The sequence below is a fragment of the Curtobacterium sp. MCSS17_006 genome (assembly GCF_003234215.1).
Classification (GTDB): domain Bacteria; phylum Actinomycetota; class Actinomycetes; order Actinomycetales; family Microbacteriaceae; genus Curtobacterium; species Curtobacterium flaccumfaciens.
Map to the genome: position 1 here is coordinate 179,528 of NZ_QKSO01000001.1, position 17,614 is coordinate 197,141.

At 68.3% G+C, this 17,614-nt stretch carries 15 protein-coding genes and 3 tRNA genes; 8 read left to right on the plus strand and 10 right to left on the minus strand.

The annotated features are described in order from the left end of the window. The first annotated feature begins 111 nt into the window (after nucleotides 1-111). From gyrA to DEJ21_RS00940, 4 genes are all read left to right on the plus strand, one after another. On the plus strand, nucleotides 112-2,769 hold the full coding sequence (gyrA, locus tag DEJ21_RS00925; protein WP_111022497.1) for a DNA gyrase subunit A: 2,658 nt from the start codon (nucleotides 112-114) through the stop codon (nucleotides 2,767-2,769). Continuing rightward, nucleotides 2,762-3,169, plus strand: coding sequence for a DUF3566 domain-containing protein (locus DEJ21_RS00930; protein ID WP_027466922.1), 408 nt, complete (start codon nucleotides 2,762-2,764; stop codon nucleotides 3,167-3,169). Before gyrA ends, DEJ21_RS00930 begins: the two co-directional genes overlap by 8 nt. A 75-nt stretch (nucleotides 3,170-3,244) precedes the next feature. Beyond that, nucleotides 3,245-3,321, plus strand: a tRNA-Ile gene (locus DEJ21_RS00935). 56 nt (nucleotides 3,322-3,377) lie between these two features. Continuing rightward, a tRNA-Ala gene (locus tag DEJ21_RS00940) sits at nucleotides 3,378-3,450 on the plus strand. A 432-nt stretch (nucleotides 3,451-3,882) separates the two neighbouring features. Here the strand turns inward: DEJ21_RS00940 and DEJ21_RS00945 are convergent. Beyond that, entirely contained in the window at nucleotides 3,883-4,458 is a 576-nt protein-coding gene (locus tag DEJ21_RS00945; protein ID WP_051597033.1) for a hypothetical protein, read from the minus strand. 115 nt (nucleotides 4,459-4,573) lie between these two features. On the opposite strand from DEJ21_RS00945, the gene DEJ21_RS00950 reads away from it, so the two are divergent. Both DEJ21_RS00950 and DEJ21_RS00955 read left to right on the plus strand, forming a co-directional pair. After that, nucleotides 4,574-5,113, plus strand: a complete 540-nt coding sequence (locus tag DEJ21_RS00950; protein ID WP_027466924.1) for a peptidylprolyl isomerase — start codon at nucleotides 4,574-4,576, stop codon at nucleotides 5,111-5,113. 7 nt (nucleotides 5,114-5,120) lie between these two features. Next, on the plus strand, nucleotides 5,121-5,975 hold the full coding sequence (locus tag DEJ21_RS00955) for a rhomboid family intramembrane serine protease (RefSeq protein WP_111028834.1): 855 nt from the start codon (nucleotides 5,121-5,123) through the stop codon (nucleotides 5,973-5,975). Between the two features lie 349 nt (nucleotides 5,976-6,324). On the opposite strand, the gene DEJ21_RS00960 is transcribed toward DEJ21_RS00955, so the two are convergent. Further along, nucleotides 6,325-6,579 (minus strand): cell division protein CrgA, encoded by a 255-nt coding sequence (locus DEJ21_RS00960; protein WP_071404137.1) that lies wholly within the window; start codon nucleotides 6,577-6,579, stop codon nucleotides 6,325-6,327. An 81-nt stretch (nucleotides 6,580-6,660) separates the two neighbouring features. On the opposite strand from DEJ21_RS00960, the gene DEJ21_RS00965 reads away from it, so the two are divergent. Then, the gene (locus DEJ21_RS00965; protein ID WP_111022494.1) at nucleotides 6,661-7,305 is read left to right on the plus strand and encodes an aminodeoxychorismate/anthranilate synthase component II; all 645 of its coding nucleotides are present in this window, start codon (nucleotides 6,661-6,663) and stop codon (nucleotides 7,303-7,305) included. Nucleotides 7,306-7,586: 281 nt separating this feature from the next. Here DEJ21_RS00965 and pknB read toward each other — a convergent pair whose 3' ends face one another. The 7 genes from pknB to DEJ21_RS01000 all read right to left on the minus strand — a co-directional run bounded on the left by pknB (nucleotide 7,587) and on the right by DEJ21_RS01000 (nucleotide 16,789). After that, nucleotides 7,587-9,413, minus strand: coding sequence for a Stk1 family PASTA domain-containing Ser/Thr kinase (pknB, locus tag DEJ21_RS00970; protein ID WP_258366971.1), 1,827 nt, complete (start codon nucleotides 9,411-9,413; stop codon nucleotides 7,587-7,589). A gap of 117 nt (nucleotides 9,414-9,530) precedes the next feature. After that, a complete protein-coding gene (locus DEJ21_RS00975) occupies nucleotides 9,531-11,312 on the minus strand; it encodes a serine/threonine-protein kinase (protein ID WP_111223422.1) in 1,782 nt (593 codons plus the stop codon). Continuing rightward, the gene (locus DEJ21_RS00980; protein WP_111223423.1) at nucleotides 11,309-12,763 is read right to left on the minus strand and encodes a penicillin-binding protein 2; all 1,455 of its coding nucleotides are present in this window, start codon (nucleotides 12,761-12,763) and stop codon (nucleotides 11,309-11,311) included. The genes DEJ21_RS00975 and DEJ21_RS00980 overlap by 4 nt, the downstream gene beginning before the upstream one ends. Continuing rightward, nucleotides 12,760-14,205: an FtsW/RodA/SpoVE family cell cycle protein gene (locus DEJ21_RS00985; protein WP_071404142.1), complete on the minus strand. Its 1,446-nt coding sequence runs from the start codon at nucleotides 14,203-14,205 to the stop codon at nucleotides 12,760-12,762. Before DEJ21_RS00985 ends, DEJ21_RS00980 begins: the two co-directional genes overlap by 4 nt. Next, nucleotides 14,202-15,554: a Stp1/IreP family PP2C-type Ser/Thr phosphatase gene (locus DEJ21_RS00990; RefSeq protein ID WP_111032512.1), complete on the minus strand. Its 1,353-nt coding sequence runs from the start codon at nucleotides 15,552-15,554 to the stop codon at nucleotides 14,202-14,204. Before DEJ21_RS00990 ends, DEJ21_RS00985 begins: the two co-directional genes overlap by 4 nt. Nucleotides 15,555-15,560: 6 nt before the next feature. Beyond that, a complete protein-coding gene (locus tag DEJ21_RS00995) occupies nucleotides 15,561-16,112 on the minus strand; it encodes an FHA domain-containing protein (protein ID WP_111022491.1) in 552 nt (183 codons plus the stop codon). Next, a complete protein-coding gene (locus DEJ21_RS01000; protein ID WP_017887797.1) occupies nucleotides 16,109-16,789 on the minus strand; it encodes a DUF3662 and FHA domain-containing protein in 681 nt (226 codons plus the stop codon). The genes DEJ21_RS00995 and DEJ21_RS01000 overlap by 4 nt, the downstream gene beginning before the upstream one ends. A gap of 86 nt (nucleotides 16,790-16,875) precedes the next feature. On the opposite strand from DEJ21_RS01000, the gene DEJ21_RS01005 reads away from it, so the two are divergent. Further along, a tRNA-Leu gene (locus tag DEJ21_RS01005) sits at nucleotides 16,876-16,962 on the plus strand. Between the two features lie 87 nt (nucleotides 16,963-17,049). Here DEJ21_RS01005 and DEJ21_RS01010 read toward each other — a convergent pair. Then, entirely contained in the window at nucleotides 17,050-17,529 is a 480-nt protein-coding gene (locus DEJ21_RS01010) for a hypothetical protein (RefSeq protein ID WP_111223424.1), read from the minus strand. Nucleotides 17,530-17,614 lie beyond the last annotated feature (85 nt).

A 17,614-nucleotide genomic window follows, 5' to 3' on the forward strand; every position in this document is an offset into this window, starting at 1 on the left:
CCAGGAGGCGCGGCGTGAGCCGCGTCGACCAGTCCTGACCACCTGTGGTCGCGCCCGGCGCGACCAACGGAACCACAGCCTCCAGGCTGTCCAGAAAGGGAACGAAGCCACATGGCTGACGACAACGAGAACGGCGCCGACGAGCTGCCCGAGATCGTCCACGGCGACAGTGGGGACATCGTCGTCTCCGGTGACCGCATCTCGCAGGTCGACCTGCAGCTCGAGATGCAGCGCTCGTACCTCGACTACGCGATGTCGGTCATCGTCGGTCGCGCCCTGCCGGAGGTCCGCGACGGTCTCAAGCCGGTGCACCGCCGTGTGATCTACGCGATGTTCGACGGCGGCTACCGCCCGGACCGTGCGTTCTCGAAGTGCTCCCGTGTCGTCGGTGACGTCATGGGCCAGTTCCACCCGCACGGTGACTCGGCGATCTACGACGCCCTCGTCCGCCTGGTGCAGCCGTGGTCGCTCCGGTACCCGCTCGCGCTCGGCCAGGGCAACTTCGGTTCGCCGGGCAACGACGGCGCCGCCGCCCCGCGGTACACCGAGACGAAGATGGCGCCGCTCGCGCTCGAGATGGTCCGCGACATCGACGAGGACACCGTCGACTTCCAGGACAACTACGACGGCCGCACCCAGGAGCCGGCGATCCTGCCGGCCCGGTTCCCGAACCTGCTCGTCAACGGCTCGGTCGGCATCGCGGTCGGCATGGCCACGAACATCCCGCCGCACAACCTGCGCGAGGTCGCCGAGGGCGCCAAGTGGGCGCTCGACAACCCCGACGCAACCCGCGAAGAGCTGCTCGCCGCGCTCATGCAGCGCATCAAGGGCCCGGACTTCCCGACGGGTGCGCAGGTGCTCGGTACCAAGGGCATCCAGGACGCTTACCGCACCGGCCGTGGCTCGATCACGATGCGGGCCGTGGTCTCGGTGGAGGAGATCCAGGGTCGCACCTGCCTCGTCGTCACCGAGCTGCCGTACCAGGTCAACCCGGACAACCTGGCGATCAAGATCGCCGAGCTGGTCAAGGACGGCAAGCTCGCCGGTGTCGCCGACATCCGTGACGAGACCTCCGGCCGTACCGGGCAGCGCCTGGTCATCGTGCTGAAGCGTGACGCCGTCGCCAAGGTCGTGCTGAACAACCTGTACAAGCACACCCAGCTGCAGGAGAACTTCGGCGCGAACATGCTCGCGATCGTCGACGGGGTGCCCCGCACACTGCCGCTCGACGGCTTCATCTCGGCGTGGGTCGCCCACCAGGTCGACGTCATCGTCCGCCGCACGCAGTTCCGGCTGCGCGAGGCCGAGAAGCGCGCCCACATCCTGCGTGGCTACCTGGCTGCGCTCGACGCCCTCGACGAGGTCATCGCGCTCATCCGCCGCTCGCCCGACGTCGAAGAGGCCCGCACCGGCCTGATGGACCTGCTGTCCGTCGACGAGATCCAGGCGCGCGCGATCCTCGAGCTGCAGCTCCGTCGTCTCGCCGCCCTCGAGCGTCAGAAGATCCACGACGAGGCCGAAGAGCTCGAGCGCAAGATCGCCGACTTCCAGGACATCCTCGGGTCGGAGAGCCGCCAGCGCTCGATCATCCGCGACGAGCTGAGCGAGATCGTCGACCGCTTCGGCGACGACCGCCGGACCGAGATCATGTTCGGCTACGACGGCGACATGTCGATGGAAGACCTGATCCCCGAAGAGGAGATGGTCGTCACCATCACCCGCGGTGGCTACGTCAAGCGCACGCGCAGCGACCAGTACCGCTCGCAGCACCGTGGCGGCCGAGGTGTCCGCGGGGCCCAGCTCCGCGCCGACGACATCGTCGAGCACTTCTTCGTCACGACGACGCACCACTGGCTCCTGTTCCTCACCGACCAGGGCCGGGTCTACCGTGCCAAGGCGTACGAGCTGCAGGAGGCCGGCCGCGACGCGAAGGGCCAGCACGTCGCGAACCTGCTCGCGATGCAGCCCGACGAGCAGATCCAGCAGGTGCTCGACATCCGCGACTACGAGGTGGCGCAGTACCTCGTCCTCGCGACCGAGCACGGTCTGGTGAAGAAGACCGCGCTCACGGAGTACGACACGAACCGCACCGGCGGCATCATCGCGATCAACCTGCGCGACGGCGACAAGCTCCGGCAGGCGCTGCTCGTCGACGAGCACGACGACCTGCTCCTGGTGTCCCGCCAGGGCATGTCGCTCCGGTTCACGGCGACGAACGACACCCTGCGTCCGATGGGTCGCTCGACCTCGGGTGTGAAGGGCATGTCCTTCCGCGACGGCGACTCGCTGCTCGCGGCCCGGGTCGTCTCCGACGACGGCTTCGTCTGGGTGATGACCGAGGGTGGCTACGCCAAGCGCACCGCGGTCGACCAGTACCGGGTGCAGGGCCGTGGTGGTCTGGGCATCAAGGTGGCCAAGTTGGCGCTCGACCGAGGCGATCTTGTGGGCGCTCTCATCGTCGGCGAGGACGACGAGGTGCTCGTCGTGCTGCAATCGGGCAAGGTGGTAAGGTCTGCCGTGGCCGAGGTCCCTGCCAAGGGCCGTGACACGATGGGCGTCGTCTTCGCGAGGTTCGCGGAGAACGACCGGATCATCGCGGTGGCCCGGAACACCGAGCGGAACCTGGACGACCAGGACGACGCCGAGATCGAGCCCGCGGGCCCGGTGGAGACGGTCAGCCCAGCCGAAGCGGCCCCGGATTCCACTGATCCCATCGACACCGAGCCCGTCGCAGACGAGGCCGGAGAGGACCAGTCAAGCAATGAGTAGTGTCGCCGAGAAGCTCCAGAAGAAGGCGAAGCGACCCGTCGGCACCCGCCAGGTGCGGTTGCGACTGGTCTACGTCGACTTCTGGTCGATGGTGAAGCTGAGCTTCCTCATCGCCCTGGCCGGCAGCATCGTGATCGTGGTCGCCACGGCACTGGTGTGGGTCATCCTCAACCAGACGGGTGTGTTCACCCAGGTCGACGCCCTGTTGAAGGACGTCACCGGGCAGAACAGTTACTCGATCATGGACCAGTTCTCGCTGGGCCAGGTCCTCGGGTTCTCCATCGTCGTGGGCATCCTCAACGTGGTCGTCGGCACCGTGCTCGGCGCCATCGTGAGCGTGCTCTACAACCTCAGTGTTCGGATCACGGGCGGTCTGCTCGTGGGCTTCACGAACAACTGACACACCCGGGCCGGATGGGCCCACTGCTCGATTTCGTTCCGGCGGGATCGTACGGTAGGCTTTCATCCGGTCTGAGGGGCTATAGCTCAGGCGGTTAGAGCGCTTCGCTGATAACGAAGAGGTCCAAGGTTCAAGTCCTTGTAGCCCCACCAGTTCTCCGGAACAGCACGACAATTCCATCCCGTCGCCGATCACCTCGGTGGCACTCGGGGCCTTAGCTCAGTTGGTAGAGCGCCTGCTTTGCAAGCAGGATGTCGGGAGTTCGATTCTCCCAGGCTCCACTCGCATCAGCCCCTGGTTGCCGACTCCGTCGTCTGCCCAGGGGCTTCGTTCTGTGCCCATGCGCGCCGCCGCCCCTGCGGCGCGGTCGTCGCGGGCGGCTCGGTCGTCGTGGGCGGCTCGGTCGGCCAATCTGCCTGCGGCCGGCATCTTGTCGAGTGGTCGCGACATGCCGTGTGCGGTTCGCCGAGGTGGTTGGAACTGTCGTCTGCGCGTCGTCCGAGCGACAGGTTGCGACCTTTCGGCGGCCGCCCCGGGGCGTGTTGCGCAAGCGCATGGCGGACGGGAGGCGCGGGGTCAGGCCGGTCTGCGCCTCCAGGCAGGTAGGTGGGCGCGCTTCAGGCCGGTCGTCGTGCGCGGGTCTGTGGACGCCAGGCCCGGGGAACGACGAAGGGCCCCGGCAGCAGCCGGGGCCCTTCGTACGAACCGGGAGGTCAGGCGGCGGGCTTCTCCGCCGTGTCAGCGTCGTCGGCGACCCACAGGTCGTCGTCGGCGCGGAGCGTCTGGTACGCGGCGTACGCAGCACCGGCGACGGCGACGACGCCGACGATGATGAGTGCTACTCCGCCGAAGCCGAGACCCTTCTTTTGCTGCGACGGGACGTACTTCGCAGCGGCCTTCTTCGCGCTCTTGCTCTTCTTCTGTGCGTTCTTCACGATCTTCTTGACCCGGGGGTCCTTCGCGAGGTCGGTCACGCTCAGCACGGAGCCAGCGGTCGAGACCAGTCCGGGGACCACCTCGGACTGGAACTTGTGCGAAGCGCTCTGCGCTGCCGAGGTGGCAGCGTGTACGCCGGTGGCGAACGCGGGACGGATCCCGTTGTCGATCGCGTTCTGCACGCGGGGCGCGATGTCCTTGCGAGCTGCGTCCGCGGCGTTCGACCGGGCCTCAGCCAGGATCGCGTTCGCGTGCTCGAGGACCTTGCGCTGCTCGCCGAGGAGCGAGGCGGTCTGGCCCTTGAGCTTCTTGATCTGCTTCCGACGCTTTCGCGGGATCTCGATCGTCGTCATCTGGTACCTCCATCGGATCGGCGTGACCCCATCCTGCCACCACACTGCCTGACAGGTCACGGAACCGCAGCTGTGCAATCCGTCCGCGGTCAGGAGTACATGCGAGAATCGGAACATGTCTCTGCACACCGCTGTCGCAACGATCCACACCAACAAGGGCGACATCCGCGTCAACCTGTTCGGCAACCACGCACCGAAGACCGTCAAGAACTTCGTCGACCTCGCCACGGGCCAGCAGGAGTGGACCCACCCCGGCACGGGCAAGGTCTCGACCGACAAGCTCTACGACGGCGTGATCTTCCACCGCATCATCAAGGACTTCATGATCCAGGGCGGCGACCCCCTCGGCCAGGGCATCGGTGGCCCCGGGTACCGCTTCGACGACGAGATCTCCCCGGAGCTCACGTTCCAGAACCCCTACATCTTCGCCATGGCGAACGCCGGCATCCAGGGCGGCCGCGGCACCAACGGCTCGCAGTTCTTCATCACCACGGTGGCGACGCCGTGGCTGCAGGGCAAGCACACCATCTTCGGTGAGGTCGCCGACGACGAGTCCCGCGCGGTCGTCGACGCGATCGAGGGCGTCCCGACCGACGGTCGCGACAAGCCCGTCGAGGACGTCGTCATCCAGAGCATCGACGTCGAAGGCGTCTGACCCGCACGTGACCGACCAGGCGTACAACCCGAACAACACCTGCTACCGGCATCCGGACCGGCAGAGCTTCGTGCTCTGCCAGCGCTGTGGGCGGACGATCTGCCCGGAGTGCCAGACGCCGGCGGCGGTCGGGGTGCACTGCCCGGAGTGCGTGCGTGAACAGCGAGCACAGTTCGCAGCGAACCGCCGAGCGTCCGGAGCCCCCAGTGGGTTCACGGTCGCTCGGCGGCGCTTCGCCATGCTCGACCAGAAGGGCACCACCGTCATCGTGGCGATCACGGTGGCGATCTGGTTGCTCGACCAGGTCAGCGGGCGGTTCTTCACGAGCTTGCTCGCCTACAACTCGTTCCTGCTGCCGACGCAGCCCTGGCGTGTGGTGACTTCACTGTTCGTGCACTCGGGCATCTTCCACATCCTGTTCAACATGTGGGCGCTCTGGATCTTCGGTCGGATGCTCGAGAACATGCTCGGCACCTGGCGGTTCGTGGCGCTGTACTTCATCACGGGGATCTTCGGGTCCATGCTCGTCACCTTCCTGGCGCCGGGGACGACCGTGCTGGGTGCTTCGGGTGCCATCTTCGGGCTGTTCGCCGCGTTCTTCGTGCTGCAGCGCAGCCTGGGGAACAACGCCGTGCAGCTCCTCGTCCTCATGGGACTGAACCTCGTCATCGGGTTCCTGCCCGGCGTCAACATCTCGTGGCAGGCGCACGTGGGCGGGATCATCGGCGGCTTCCTGATGGGCTTCGTCTTCGCACAGACGCGCAACATCCGGAAGCGTCCGCTGCAGATCGCGCTGATCATCGGCGCGGCGGTCCTCGGCATCGCGCTCACCGCTGTGGGGTACGCGGTCACGATCGGCTGACACCGCCACAACGCTCCCCGAACGCCCCGTCGCACTTCGGCGGGGCGTTCGTCGTTCCCAGGGCTGTCCGTGTCCTGCTCGTCCACAGCTGTCCACAGCGCTGCTGCGAGTTATCCACAGGTGTGGAGAAGTCGGTGAGTTACACCAGTGTGATTATCCCCACTGTGGAATCGGTTGTGGATAACTCCGGGGTGGAGGTGTGGATGACGGTGTGGAGAGTGGGGAAAAGTGTGGAGAACGCCGGGATCCTCGAGGATGTGCGTTCCAGCAGCGCTCGAGCTTGTGGAGAACGACGACGCCCGCCGCACCTTGCGGTGCGACGGGCGTCGGGAGAACAGCGGGCTGAGGGTCAGCGCCAGCGGGTGGTCATGAGGAAGCCGACGAACATGATGCCGAAGCCCACGACGATGTTCCACGAGCCGAGGCTCGGAACCGGCAGCGTGGCGTTCGAGATGTAGAAGACGATCACCCACACCAGACCGATGAGCATGAAGCCGAACATGACCGGCTTGAACCACACCGGGTTCGGGGCGTCCCCCGCGGTGTCGACCGAGTCAGCTCGGGTCGTCCGGGCGGGCTTGGTGCGGTCCTTGTCCTTGGCCATGGCCGGTATCCTACCGTGACCACGTGTGTGGATCGGCCCGCGGACCGCCGCACACATCCCCCACGAGTACGGTGAACCGCCATGACCAGGATCCTCGTCGTCGACAACTACGACAGCTTCGTCTACACGCTCAACGGGTACGTGCAGCAGCTCGGCGCTGAGACGGACGTCGTGCGCAACGATGCCTTCCCCGAGTCCGAGATCGCCGACCGCATCGCCGAGTACGACGGCGTGCTCCTGTCGCCCGGTCCGGGAACACCGGCGGCTGCCGGCGTCTCGATCCCCACGGTGCACGCGGCCATCGCTGCCGAGACCCCGCTGCTCGGTGTCTGCCTCGGACACCAGGCCATCGCGGAGGCGCTCGGCGCCACGGTCACGCACGCCGAGGAGCTCATGCACGGCAAGACCTCCGAGGTCGACCACGACGACAGCGCGCTCTTCGCCGGTGTCCCGCACCCCTTCACGGCCACGCGGTACCACTCGCTCGCGATCGTCGACGGCACCGTCCCCGACGAGCTCACCGTGACCGCGCGGACCGAGGGCGGGGTCATCATGGGCGTGCAGCACCGCGCGCACCCCGTGTTCGGCGTGCAGTTCCACCCGGAGTCGGTCCTGACCGAGGGCGGGTACCGCATGGTCGGCAACTGGCTCGAGACCACCGGGCTGTCGGGAGCCGCCGAACGCGCCGCCGACCTCGGGCCGCTCATCGCGACGCACCGCGCCTGACGAACGCCCCGTGGCGGCAGACGCCGTCGTGTCATCGAGACGCCGCCGGATCCGGCGGCGTCTCGTGCGTTCCGGGCCGTCGTGCCGACACGACGGCGTCTTCCGGCACTGGACCGCACCGTCTGCGTGACGTGCCGTCGGTTGCGGGCGTGCGCCGTGCCTCCAGGCCGTAGAACCAGCATGGCAACCGGAGGCGATGAGCAGACGCAGCGCAGGGACGAAGGACGGACTGGAGGTTCGTCACCCGTCCGTCAGGACGGTCGCGTCAGGAGACGGTCGGCTCAGCGGCCGTCGTCACCCTGGTCGTCACCGCGATCGTTGTTCCCGCTGTTGCCGCCGCTGTCGTTGTTGTCGTTGTTCGACGACGGTGCCTTCGGTGGCGCCGCAGCTCGCGCGCAGTAGGTGAGCGTGACGGCGCTGCCCTGGGCGACGTCTCCGGCAGGGGTGTCCTGCTGGGTCACGAGTCCGCCGGTGCACGAGTAGGACGGCGCCGGGTTCACGGTGAGCCCGAGCTGCTCGACGGTGGCCTTCGCCGCCGAGTACTGCTGCTGCGTGACGTCGGGCAGCTGCACCTTCCCGTTGGAGATCGTGAGGTTGATCACGATGCCCTTGGTGTGCAGGGAACCCGACTCGGGGTCGGAGCTCAGCACGGTGCCCTCGGGGACGTCGGCCGAGTAGTCACTCGAGATCGCTCCGAGACGGAATCCGGCGTCGTCCAGGGACTGTTGCGCTGCCGCTTGCGACTGCCCGTTGAGTTCGGGCACAGGGACGCGTTCCGGCCCGAGGGAGACCACGACGTTGACGTTCTGGTTGCGCCCGACGTTCACGCCGGAGCCCGGGTCCGTCCGGATGACCGTGCCCTTGTCGACGCTGTCGGAGTTCTCCTCGACCTTGACGGGCTTGAGGTCCTTCTTGTCGAGGGCGCTGGCCGCCGCGCTGTAGGTCGAACCCGCCACGTTGGGCACGCTGACCGAGGACGACACCGGCGGCTTGCCCGGCTGCAGGTTCGCGACGAAGAACACCACGGCGACGATGACCGCGACGGTGAGCAGGATGCCGACCCAGATCCACGCGACCGGGGGACGGTTCTGCGTGCGCTGCGGTCGGTGCTCGGCGGTGTCGTCGTCGAGTTCGCGGAACGCCGATGCGGCGTTGGTCGTCGTGCGCGGGTCGACGCCGAAGAGCACGGTCGAGGCGTCGTTCGCCGCGTTCTGCTGCTGCTTCTTCGTGGACGCGGGCACCCGGCCGGCTGCGGCCTGCTGCAGGTCCGAGCGGAACTCGGCCGCGTTCTGGAACCGGCGCGTGCGGTCCTTGACCAGGGCGTGGAGGGTCACTGCGTCGAGGGCAGGTGACACATCGGGCGAGATCGTCGACGGTGCGACCGGCTGCTCACTGACGTGCTGGTAGGCGACCGCCACCGGGGTGTCCCCGAGGAACGGTGCGCGACCGGTGAGGAGCTCGAAGAGCACGACGCCGGTGGAGTAGAGGTCGGTGCGGGCGTCGACGGTCTCGCCGCGGGCCTGCTCCGGTGAGAAGTACGAGGCGGTGCCGAGGATCGACGTGGTCTGCGCGACCGTCGCCGAGGTGTCCGTGATGGCTCGGGCGATGCCGAAGTCCATGACCTTGACCTGGCCGGTGTGGGTGACCATGACGTTGGCGGGCTTGATGTCGCGGTGGACAACGCCGGCACGGTGCGAGTACTCGAGCGCGGTGAGGATGCCCTCGGTGATGCGCACGGCTTCGTCCGGGGCGACGGCGCCCTCGGCGATGATGTCGGAGAGCGGACGGCCCTCGACGTACTCCATGACGATGAAGGGGACCTGCACCTCGGCGCCCGACGGCTCCGACACCGTCTCTTCGCCGGCGTCGTACACGCGGACGACGGTGGGGTGCGCCATGCGTGCAGCGGCCTGGGCTTCCTGCCGGAACCGCGTGCGGAAGGCCGGGTCGTTGGCGAGGCTCGGCTTGAGGAGCTTCACCGCGACCTTGCGGCCGAGGCGGGTGTCGTTGCCGAGGTGCACGGTCGCCATGCCGCCCCGACCGATGACGTCACCGATCTCGTAGCGATTGGCGAGGAGCGTGATCCCCGCGGTCACACCTTCTGGCACGTACTCCTCCGTCTGTTCGTCCGGGCTAGTGTACGGCAGCACCACCTGGTGAGACGCTGGTCAGGGAGGGGTCGACCGAACCGTTACCGAACGGTGTCGACAGTCCCCGTAAGGGGGTCAGTCCTGCGGTCCGGCCTGGCTCGGGTTCGTGCCCTCGCTGGGGTCGATCCCCTCGTCCGGGTTCGTCGTCTCCTGGTCCGTGGGCTCGGTCCACTCGACCTGCGCGCCCGGCGAGGACGCGGAGACCACCGAGGAATCGGACTGCGGCGACTTGCAGGTCACCTTGTACGACAGGGTCACCTTGCCGTACTGGGCGCCGGCGACGGTCACCGCGGTACCGGAGGTGGAGCCGGAGCTGCTGCCGTTCGAGGGGACAGTGCCGTTGTCGATCGTGTACGTGTAGCTGACGTCCGAGTACCCGGCGGGGCAGCTCGTGTACGCGGGCCAGCTGAAGGTCACACGACCGGACTCGCTGACGGTCCCGCCGGTGGCACGCTCGGGTGCCGCTGCGGTCAGCACGTCGCCGAACGCCTTGACGGTGACGAGCGTGCCGGGGGCCAGACTGCCCTCGGGGCTGAGCGACTCGACGGTGCCGACCTGGTCGGACGACGTCGCGTTCGACCCGGCGACGACCTCGGCCTGCAGGCCCCGGGCGCGGAGCTGGTTCGCGACCTGCTCCGCGTTCTGCCCCTGGTAGTCCGCCGCCGAGACCGTGACGCGGGTCTCGGTCGGTTCGGGGGACGGGGTCTGCGTGGGCGTGCGGGTCGCCTTCGGCGTGCTCGAGGACTTCGCGGGCTCGGGTTCCGGGGCGTTGTTCGCGTTCAGGGCGTACGCGGCGCCGGCGGCGATGGCGAGCACGACGATGATGCCGACGACCCACCAGATCCAGGCGCGCTTCTTCTTCGGTTCCTCGGGCTCGTCGGAGACGGGCGAGCGGGGGGTGCCCGGTCCGCCGGCCATCGCTCCGGCCTGGGTACCGAGGAGTGCGGTCGCGGCGTCGTTCCCCTGGCCCTGGGGCGGGTTGAACGCGACGGTGCCGTTCTGCGCGATCGCGGGGACGGCCACGGTGGCTGCGGCGACGTCACCACGACGGAGCGCCTGTGCGGCGCGTGCGAGGTTCGCGGCCGTCGCAGGACGGTCGGCCGGCTTCTTCGCGATGCACGAGATGACCAGGGCCGAGACGGGCTCGGGGATGTCCCCGGGCAGCGGCGGCGGCTGCTCGTTGATGTGCGCCATCGCGATCGCGACCTGCGACTCACCGGTGAACGGACGACGACCCGCCAGGGCCTCGTACGCGACGATGCCGAGCGAGTAGATGTCGGTCGACGGCGAAGCGGGGTGGCCGCTCGCCTGCTCGGGCGACAGGTACTGCACCGTGCCCATCACCTGACCGGTCGCGGTGAGCGGGACCTGATCGGCGATGCGGGCGATGCCGAAGTCGGTGATCTTGACGCGGCCGTCGGGCGTGATGAGCAGGTTGCCGGGCTTGATGTCGCGGTGCACCAGGCCGACCGCGTGTGCGGCCTGCAGGGCGTTCGCGGTCTGCGCGACGATGTCGAGCACCTTGTCGACCGGGAGCGTGTGCTCGCGCTCGATCATGGTCGACAGGGCTTCGCCGGGGACGAGCTCCATCACGAGGTAGGCGCTGCCGTCCTCCTCGCCGTAGTCGAAGACGTTGGCGATGCCCTCGTGGTTGACGAGCGCGGCGTGCCGGGCCTCGGCGCGGAAGCGCTCGAGGAAGCCGGGGTCACCGAGGTACTCGTCCTTGAGGATCTTGAGTGCGACGGTTCGGCCGATGACGAGGTCGGTCGCCTGCCACACCTCGCCCATGCCGCCGATGGCGACCCGGGAGGAGAGCTGGTACCGCCCACCGAAGGTGAGTCCGCTGGTGGGTCTCATTTGTTCAGCACCGCCTCCATGACTTTCTTCGCGACCGGGGCCGCGACCGTGTTGCCGACTCCGGACTGCCCGAGCCCGCCGCCGTTGCCGACGACGACCGCGACGGCCACCTCCGGGTCCTTGGCGGGGGCGAACCCCGTGAACCAGAGCGTGTAGGGATCGCCGGTGCCACCTTCGGCCGTGCCGGTCTTGCCGGCAACGTCGACACCGTCGATCTTGGCATTGGTACCGGTCCCCGCGCTCACGACGCTCTGCATGGCCTCGGTGAGGTCAGCGGACTCGGAGGACGACAGCGGATCACTGTACTGCTTCGGGGAGAAGGACTCGACCGTCTTCAGGTCGCTCGTGGTGATCGAGTCGACGAGTGAGGGCTGCATGACCTTGCCGCCGTTCGCGATCCCGGCCGACACCATCGCCATCTGCAGCGGGGAGACCCGGACGCTCGCCTGGCCGAAGGCGCTCAGCATGAGCTGGGCCGTCGAGTCGACGTCGGGGTACTGGCTGGCGGTCGCCGCCATCGGGATCTCGATCGCGTCGTCGAAGCCGTACTTGTCGGCCATGCTCTTGATCGCGTCGTACCCGAGCTTCTGGCCGAGTTCGGCGAAGGGGATGTTGCACGAGTACTGGATCGCCGTGCGGAGCTTGACCTTGTCGCCGCCACCGCAGGTGCCGCCCTCGGCGTTGTTGATGTACGAGCTCGTGCCGGGCAGCTGCAGTCGCGACGGGTTCGGGAACGTGGAGTCGAGGTTGTACTTGCCGCCCTCGAGTGCCGCCGAGGCCACCACGAGCTTGAACACCGAGCCGGGGGTGTACAGGTCGCCGCCGATGGCACGGTTCTGCAGCGGAGCGGTGTCGGCCCCGAGCAGCGCGTCGTACTGCCGCTTGACCTCGGCCGTGTCGTGCGAGGTGAGCGAGTTCGGGTCGTAGCTCGGCTTCGACACCATCGCGAGGATCTTGCCGGTCTTCGGCTGGATCGCGACGACGGCGCCGCTGTTGGTGCCGAGCGCGTCGTACGCGGCCTGCTGCACGTCCGGGTCGATGGTCAGGTTGACGTTGTCGCCCTGGACGTCCTGGCCGGTGAGGATCGAGTTGAGGTTCTGGAAGAACGAGGCGTCCGAGTTGCCCGAGAGCACGGTGTTCTCCGCGCTCTCGATGCCGGTGTTGCCCTGCCCGATCGTGAAGTACCCGGTGACCGCGGAGTACAGGTCACCGTTCGTGTACTTCCGCTGGTACTGGTACTGGTCGTCCACCGGGGTCGACTCGGCGATCGGGCTGCCGTCGACGAGGATCGCGCCACGCTTGGTGGAGTAACTGTCCAAGATGGTTCGGGAGTTCCGGGAGTCGGCGCGCAACGAGTCGGCCGCGAAGAACTGGATCGACGTCGTCGACACGAAGAGTGCGACGAACATGAGCACGATGACGGTCGAGACACCGCGGAGCTGTCGGTTCATCGACGACGCTCCTTCCTGGTCGCGCGCGCAGACCGCCCGCTCGCGGCGGGGATCGCGCCCTGCTGGACGCGTTGTTCGGCTGGGATGGAATCGGTGAGTCGCAGCAACATCGCGGCGATGATCCAGTTGGCGATGAGCGAGGAACCACCGGCGGCCATGAACGGCGTGGTCAGACCGGTCACCGGGATGATCCGGGTGATGCCGCCGACGACGACGAACACCTGCAGGGCGATGATGAAGCCGAAGCCGACCCCGAGCAGCTTGCCGAAGTCGTCCTGCGCCATGAACCCGACGCGGATGCCACGCGAGGCGAACACGATGAAGAGGGCGAGGATCGCGAAGACGCCGATCAGGCCGAGCTCTTCACCGAGCGACGCGACGATGTAGTCGGCGTTGGCGACCGGCGTGATGTACGGCCGGCCCTGCCCGAGCCCCGTGCCGGTGATACCGCCGTTCGCGAAGCCGAACAGGCCCTGCACGAGCTGGTAGCTCGCCTGGGTGTCGCGGCTGAAGACCTCTTGGTTGAACGGGTCGAGCCACTGTTCGAAGCGGCCGCGGACGTACTCCAGGACGCTCTGCGCGACGAGGGCACCACCGATGAACAGCGTCAGACCGATCGCGACCCAGCTGATGCGTGCCGTGGCGACGTAGATCATCACGAGGAACAGGCCGAAGTAGAGCAGGGCGGTGCCGAGGTCGCGCTGGAACACCAGGACGGCCATCGCGGCGCCCCACATGACCAGGATCGGGCCGAGGTCACGGGCACGCGGGAACGTCATGCCGAGGAACTTCTTGCCGACGATCGACAGCGAGTCACGGGCGGTGACGAGGTACCCGGCGAAGAACAGCGCCATGGTGATCTTCGCGAGCTCACCGGGCTGGAACGAGAACGGGCCGATCTTGATCCAGACCCGCGCGCCACCGATGTTCGTGCCGATCCCCGGCAGCATCGGCAGGAGCAGCAGGACGATCGTCAGCGCCATGAAGATGTAGCGGTACCGCTGCAGGAACCGGTGGTTCCGGACGGCGACGAGCGTGATGATCGCCAGGACCATCGCGAGCATCGTCCAGACGATCTGCTTCACGCCGATGGCGTCCCAGCCGGACAGGCCGTTGTGGACGTCGATGCGGTAGATCTCGGCGATGCCGATGCCGTTCAGGACGAGCGCGATCGGCAGGATGAACGGGTCGGCGTTCTTGGCCACGACCCGCAGCACCACGTGCATGACCAGCGCGAGGCCGAGGATGCCGCCGCCGACCCAGAGCACCGACTGGTCGAACAGCCGGCCCTTGGTGCCGAGCTGCACGAGCACCATCGCACCCGCGCAGATGCCGCACGCGATGACGAGCAGGAAGAGCTCGAGGTTCCGCGCGCGGGCGGGCTCCCGGAGCTTGATCGTGATCGCCTGGGTGAAGGACTGGGCGGCCGTGGCGTTGCTCATCGCGCGCTCCGCGTGGGGCTCGGCGACGGCGATCGGGTCGGCGAGGGCGACGGGGACGAGCTGGCGTCGCCGTCCCCACCGGTGCCGGCCTGGTCCTCACCGGTCGCGGCGGCCTTGCGCAGGCGCTCGACGATGTCACGGGCGTCGGAGAGCGACTGCGCGTTGATCGTGGAGCGGACGTTCTCGCGGGTGTAGTCCGGCAGCGACGAGACCGTGATGTCGCTGTCCTCGTACACGTCCGACAGCGCCAACGGCCCGATCGACTGCTGCACGCCCTTGTAGATCGCGACGGTGCCCCGGTCGGTGCCGACGTAGTAGTGGTCCTGCGTGATCCGCCAGCCGACGAACACCGCGCCGACGAGCACGGCGACGGCGACCACGAGCGCGACGGTCCAGGACACCCGACGGCGGATGCGGCGTCGGCGGTCCTCGGCGATGAGCTCGGCGAAGAACTGGTCGGACTCGGGTTCGAAGTGCGAGTCCTCGGGGGCGGTGGTGACCTTGAGCGGGTGCAGCAGGATCGTGGGGAGGCGGATCGGCTTGCGGCCGGTCGACGCCTCAAAGGTGAGCGGTGCCGCGGCGGAACCGACCGTGGTGGCCGCGTCGTCGTCGTCCTCGGGTTCGGTGTCCGTGACGTCCATCACCACGACGGTGACGTTGTCGGGGGCGCCGTGGTCGAGCGTCTCCTTCACCAGGCGCTGCGTGACCTGGTTGGCGTCCATGTTCGAGGCCAGGGCGTGGCGGATGCGCTCTTCGGCCAGGTACGAGGACAGGCCGTCGGAGCAGAGCAGCCAGCGGTCGCCCGGCTGGATGTCCATTATCGCCGTGTCGACCTCTGGAGCAGCGTCGACGTCGCCGAGCACGCGCATCAGCACGGAGCGACGCGGGTGGACCGCGGCTTCCTCCGGTGTGATCCGGCCGCTGTCGACCAGCCGCTGGACGAAGGTGTGGTCGGACGTGATCTGCTGCAGCTCACCGTCGCGGTGACGGTAGATGCGGGAGTCGCCGATGTGCGCGATCGCGATCTGCTCGCCGACGCGGATCATCGCGGACACCGTGGTGCCCATACCGGTGAGCTCCTGGTGCTCGAACACGGTCTCGGTGATCAGCTGGTTCGCCGCGATGAGCGCCGACTGCAGCGCGAACTCGGCGTCGTGCGCCGACGGGAACTCGCGGTCGACCTCGCGGATGCGTCGGATCGCGATCGCCGAGGCGACGTCACCGCCGGCGTGGCCGCCCATGCCGTCCGCCACCGCGAACAGGTGCGCCCCGGCGTAGCCGGAGTCCTGGTTGTTCGCGCGGATGCGCCCCACGTGGGACACAGCGGCGCTCAGCGTGCGAGCGGTCATGCCGGGTTACCGCCGCAGCTCGAACGTCGTCGTCCCGATCGTGATGGGCGTGCCCTCTGCCACGAGGACGGGAGCGCTCACCTTCTGACCGTTGACGAAGGTGCCGTTCGTGGACTCGAGGTCGGTGAGGAGCCAGCCGTCGGCGCGGAGGTCGAGGCGGGCGTGGTTGGTCGAGGTGTAGTCGTCACGGATCACGACGTTCGACTCGCTCGAACGCCCGATCGTGATGGGGCCGCCACCCAGCGGCATCTCCATGCCCTCACGCGCACCCTCGGTGATGACGAGTCGGGCCGCGGCCGGCGAGGCGGGCCGCTGCCCACCACCCGGTTGACCGATCACGTCGGTGAAGGCACCGCTCGAGGCGGGCCCGGGGGCCGCCGCAGCGGGGACGGTGGGGGTGCTGGGCCCGGACGGCGCCGACTTGGGATCGGTCGGGATGGTGCGGACGCGCTGTCCGAAGAGATCGCTGCGCAGGGCGAACACGATCACGAAGACGAACAGCCAGAGCACCGCCAGGAACGCGAAGCGCAGGACGAGCAGGGTCAGGCCTGTGGTCATCGAGCACCTCCGTCGTTCTCCGGGATCACCCGGAACACCATACGGGTACGACCGATCTCGATGGTGGAGTCCGGCTCAACGATCGCCTGCTGGAAGTGCTGACCGTTCAGTTTCGAGCCGTTCGTGGAGCCGAGATCGGTGGCCTGGGCGTGCTTGCCGTCCCACAGCACCTCGACGTGCTTCCGGCTCGTCCCGGTGTCCGCGATGGTGATGTCCGCGTCACTGCCGCGCCCGATCACCGTGCGCCCGCGGTGCAGTCGGTGTCGCTGCGAGCCGATGTCGAGCACCGGGATCCAGGCCACGTCGCGCTGGACGGTGGTGGAGTCGACCTGCAGGATGCCCGTCGAGAGCGTGCCGTCCTGTTGGAGCCGGATGGTGACCGGGCCGGAGAACGAGTAGTTCTGCGCGACGGCGTGTTGGTGCACCATCTGGGTCAGTTCGTCGATGAGCGGGCGACCGACGTCGTTCATGCGCGTGCAGTCGGGCGGCGCCAGGCGCACGGTGAACTCGTTCGGCACGAGGATGCGCTCGCGCGAGACCACCGCGGCCTTCGTGTCGAGCTCGCGCCGCAGGGCGCTCGAGATCTCGACGGGCTGCACCCCGGAGCGGAAGGTCTTCGCGAAGGCGCCGTTGACGGCGCGTTCCAACCCTCGCTCGAAGTTGTCCAGCAGGCCCATGCGTCTCCCGTGTCGTCGGTCGTCAACCACTGCATGGTAGTGGTTGGCGTTGACACCCGTCTGTGCGTGGTAGTGTTTCGGGGCTGGCGCGAGTGGCGGAATTGGTAGACGCGCACGGTTCAGGTCCGTGTGCTGGAAACGGCGTGGGGGTTCAAGTCCCCCCTCGCGCACCAGGCGAAAACAGGAAAGGCCCCGGAGGAATCCGGGGCCTTTCCTGTTTCTCGGGCGCGGGCCGGGGACGGCCGTCGACGCGTCCGGCCTCAGGCCCGGTCGGCGTCCGTCGTGTGGTCGGCATCCGGCCTGGAGGCACGGCTCGGCCCCGACACGCCGGTTCCGTCGAACCCGTGGTCGGCTCTCCGCGCCTGCTGCGGGGCGAAGAACGGGCGCGCGCTGGGCAGGAAGAGCAGGACCGCTGCGACGACCGACAGTGCGATCGTCAGGACCGCGAGTTCGCCGCCGGTGATGCTCAGGAGCGCGCGGAAGGCCGCGACGACGACGAGCACGATGCGCGCGACGCGGGAGCCCGCGGCCATCCGGAACACCGCCCACGTCACCAGGGCCCAGAGCACCAGGGCGACGATCCCGGCGAGGACCGGCGCCTGGCCGACCGCCGCGTCCGTCACGGAGAACTGGAGCACCGTGGCGGCGACGCAGGCTGCCACCCACACCAACCACAGCACGAAGGACACGGTGACCACCTGCGGTCGGTCCGGTCGTCGGAGGATGAACGTCCTGGTCATGCTGCACCGTCCTCTGCCGCTCCCTGGTGCGGCACGTCGAGCGTACCGAGCGGACGGGGTCCTGCCGAGGTGCCCCGCTACGGTG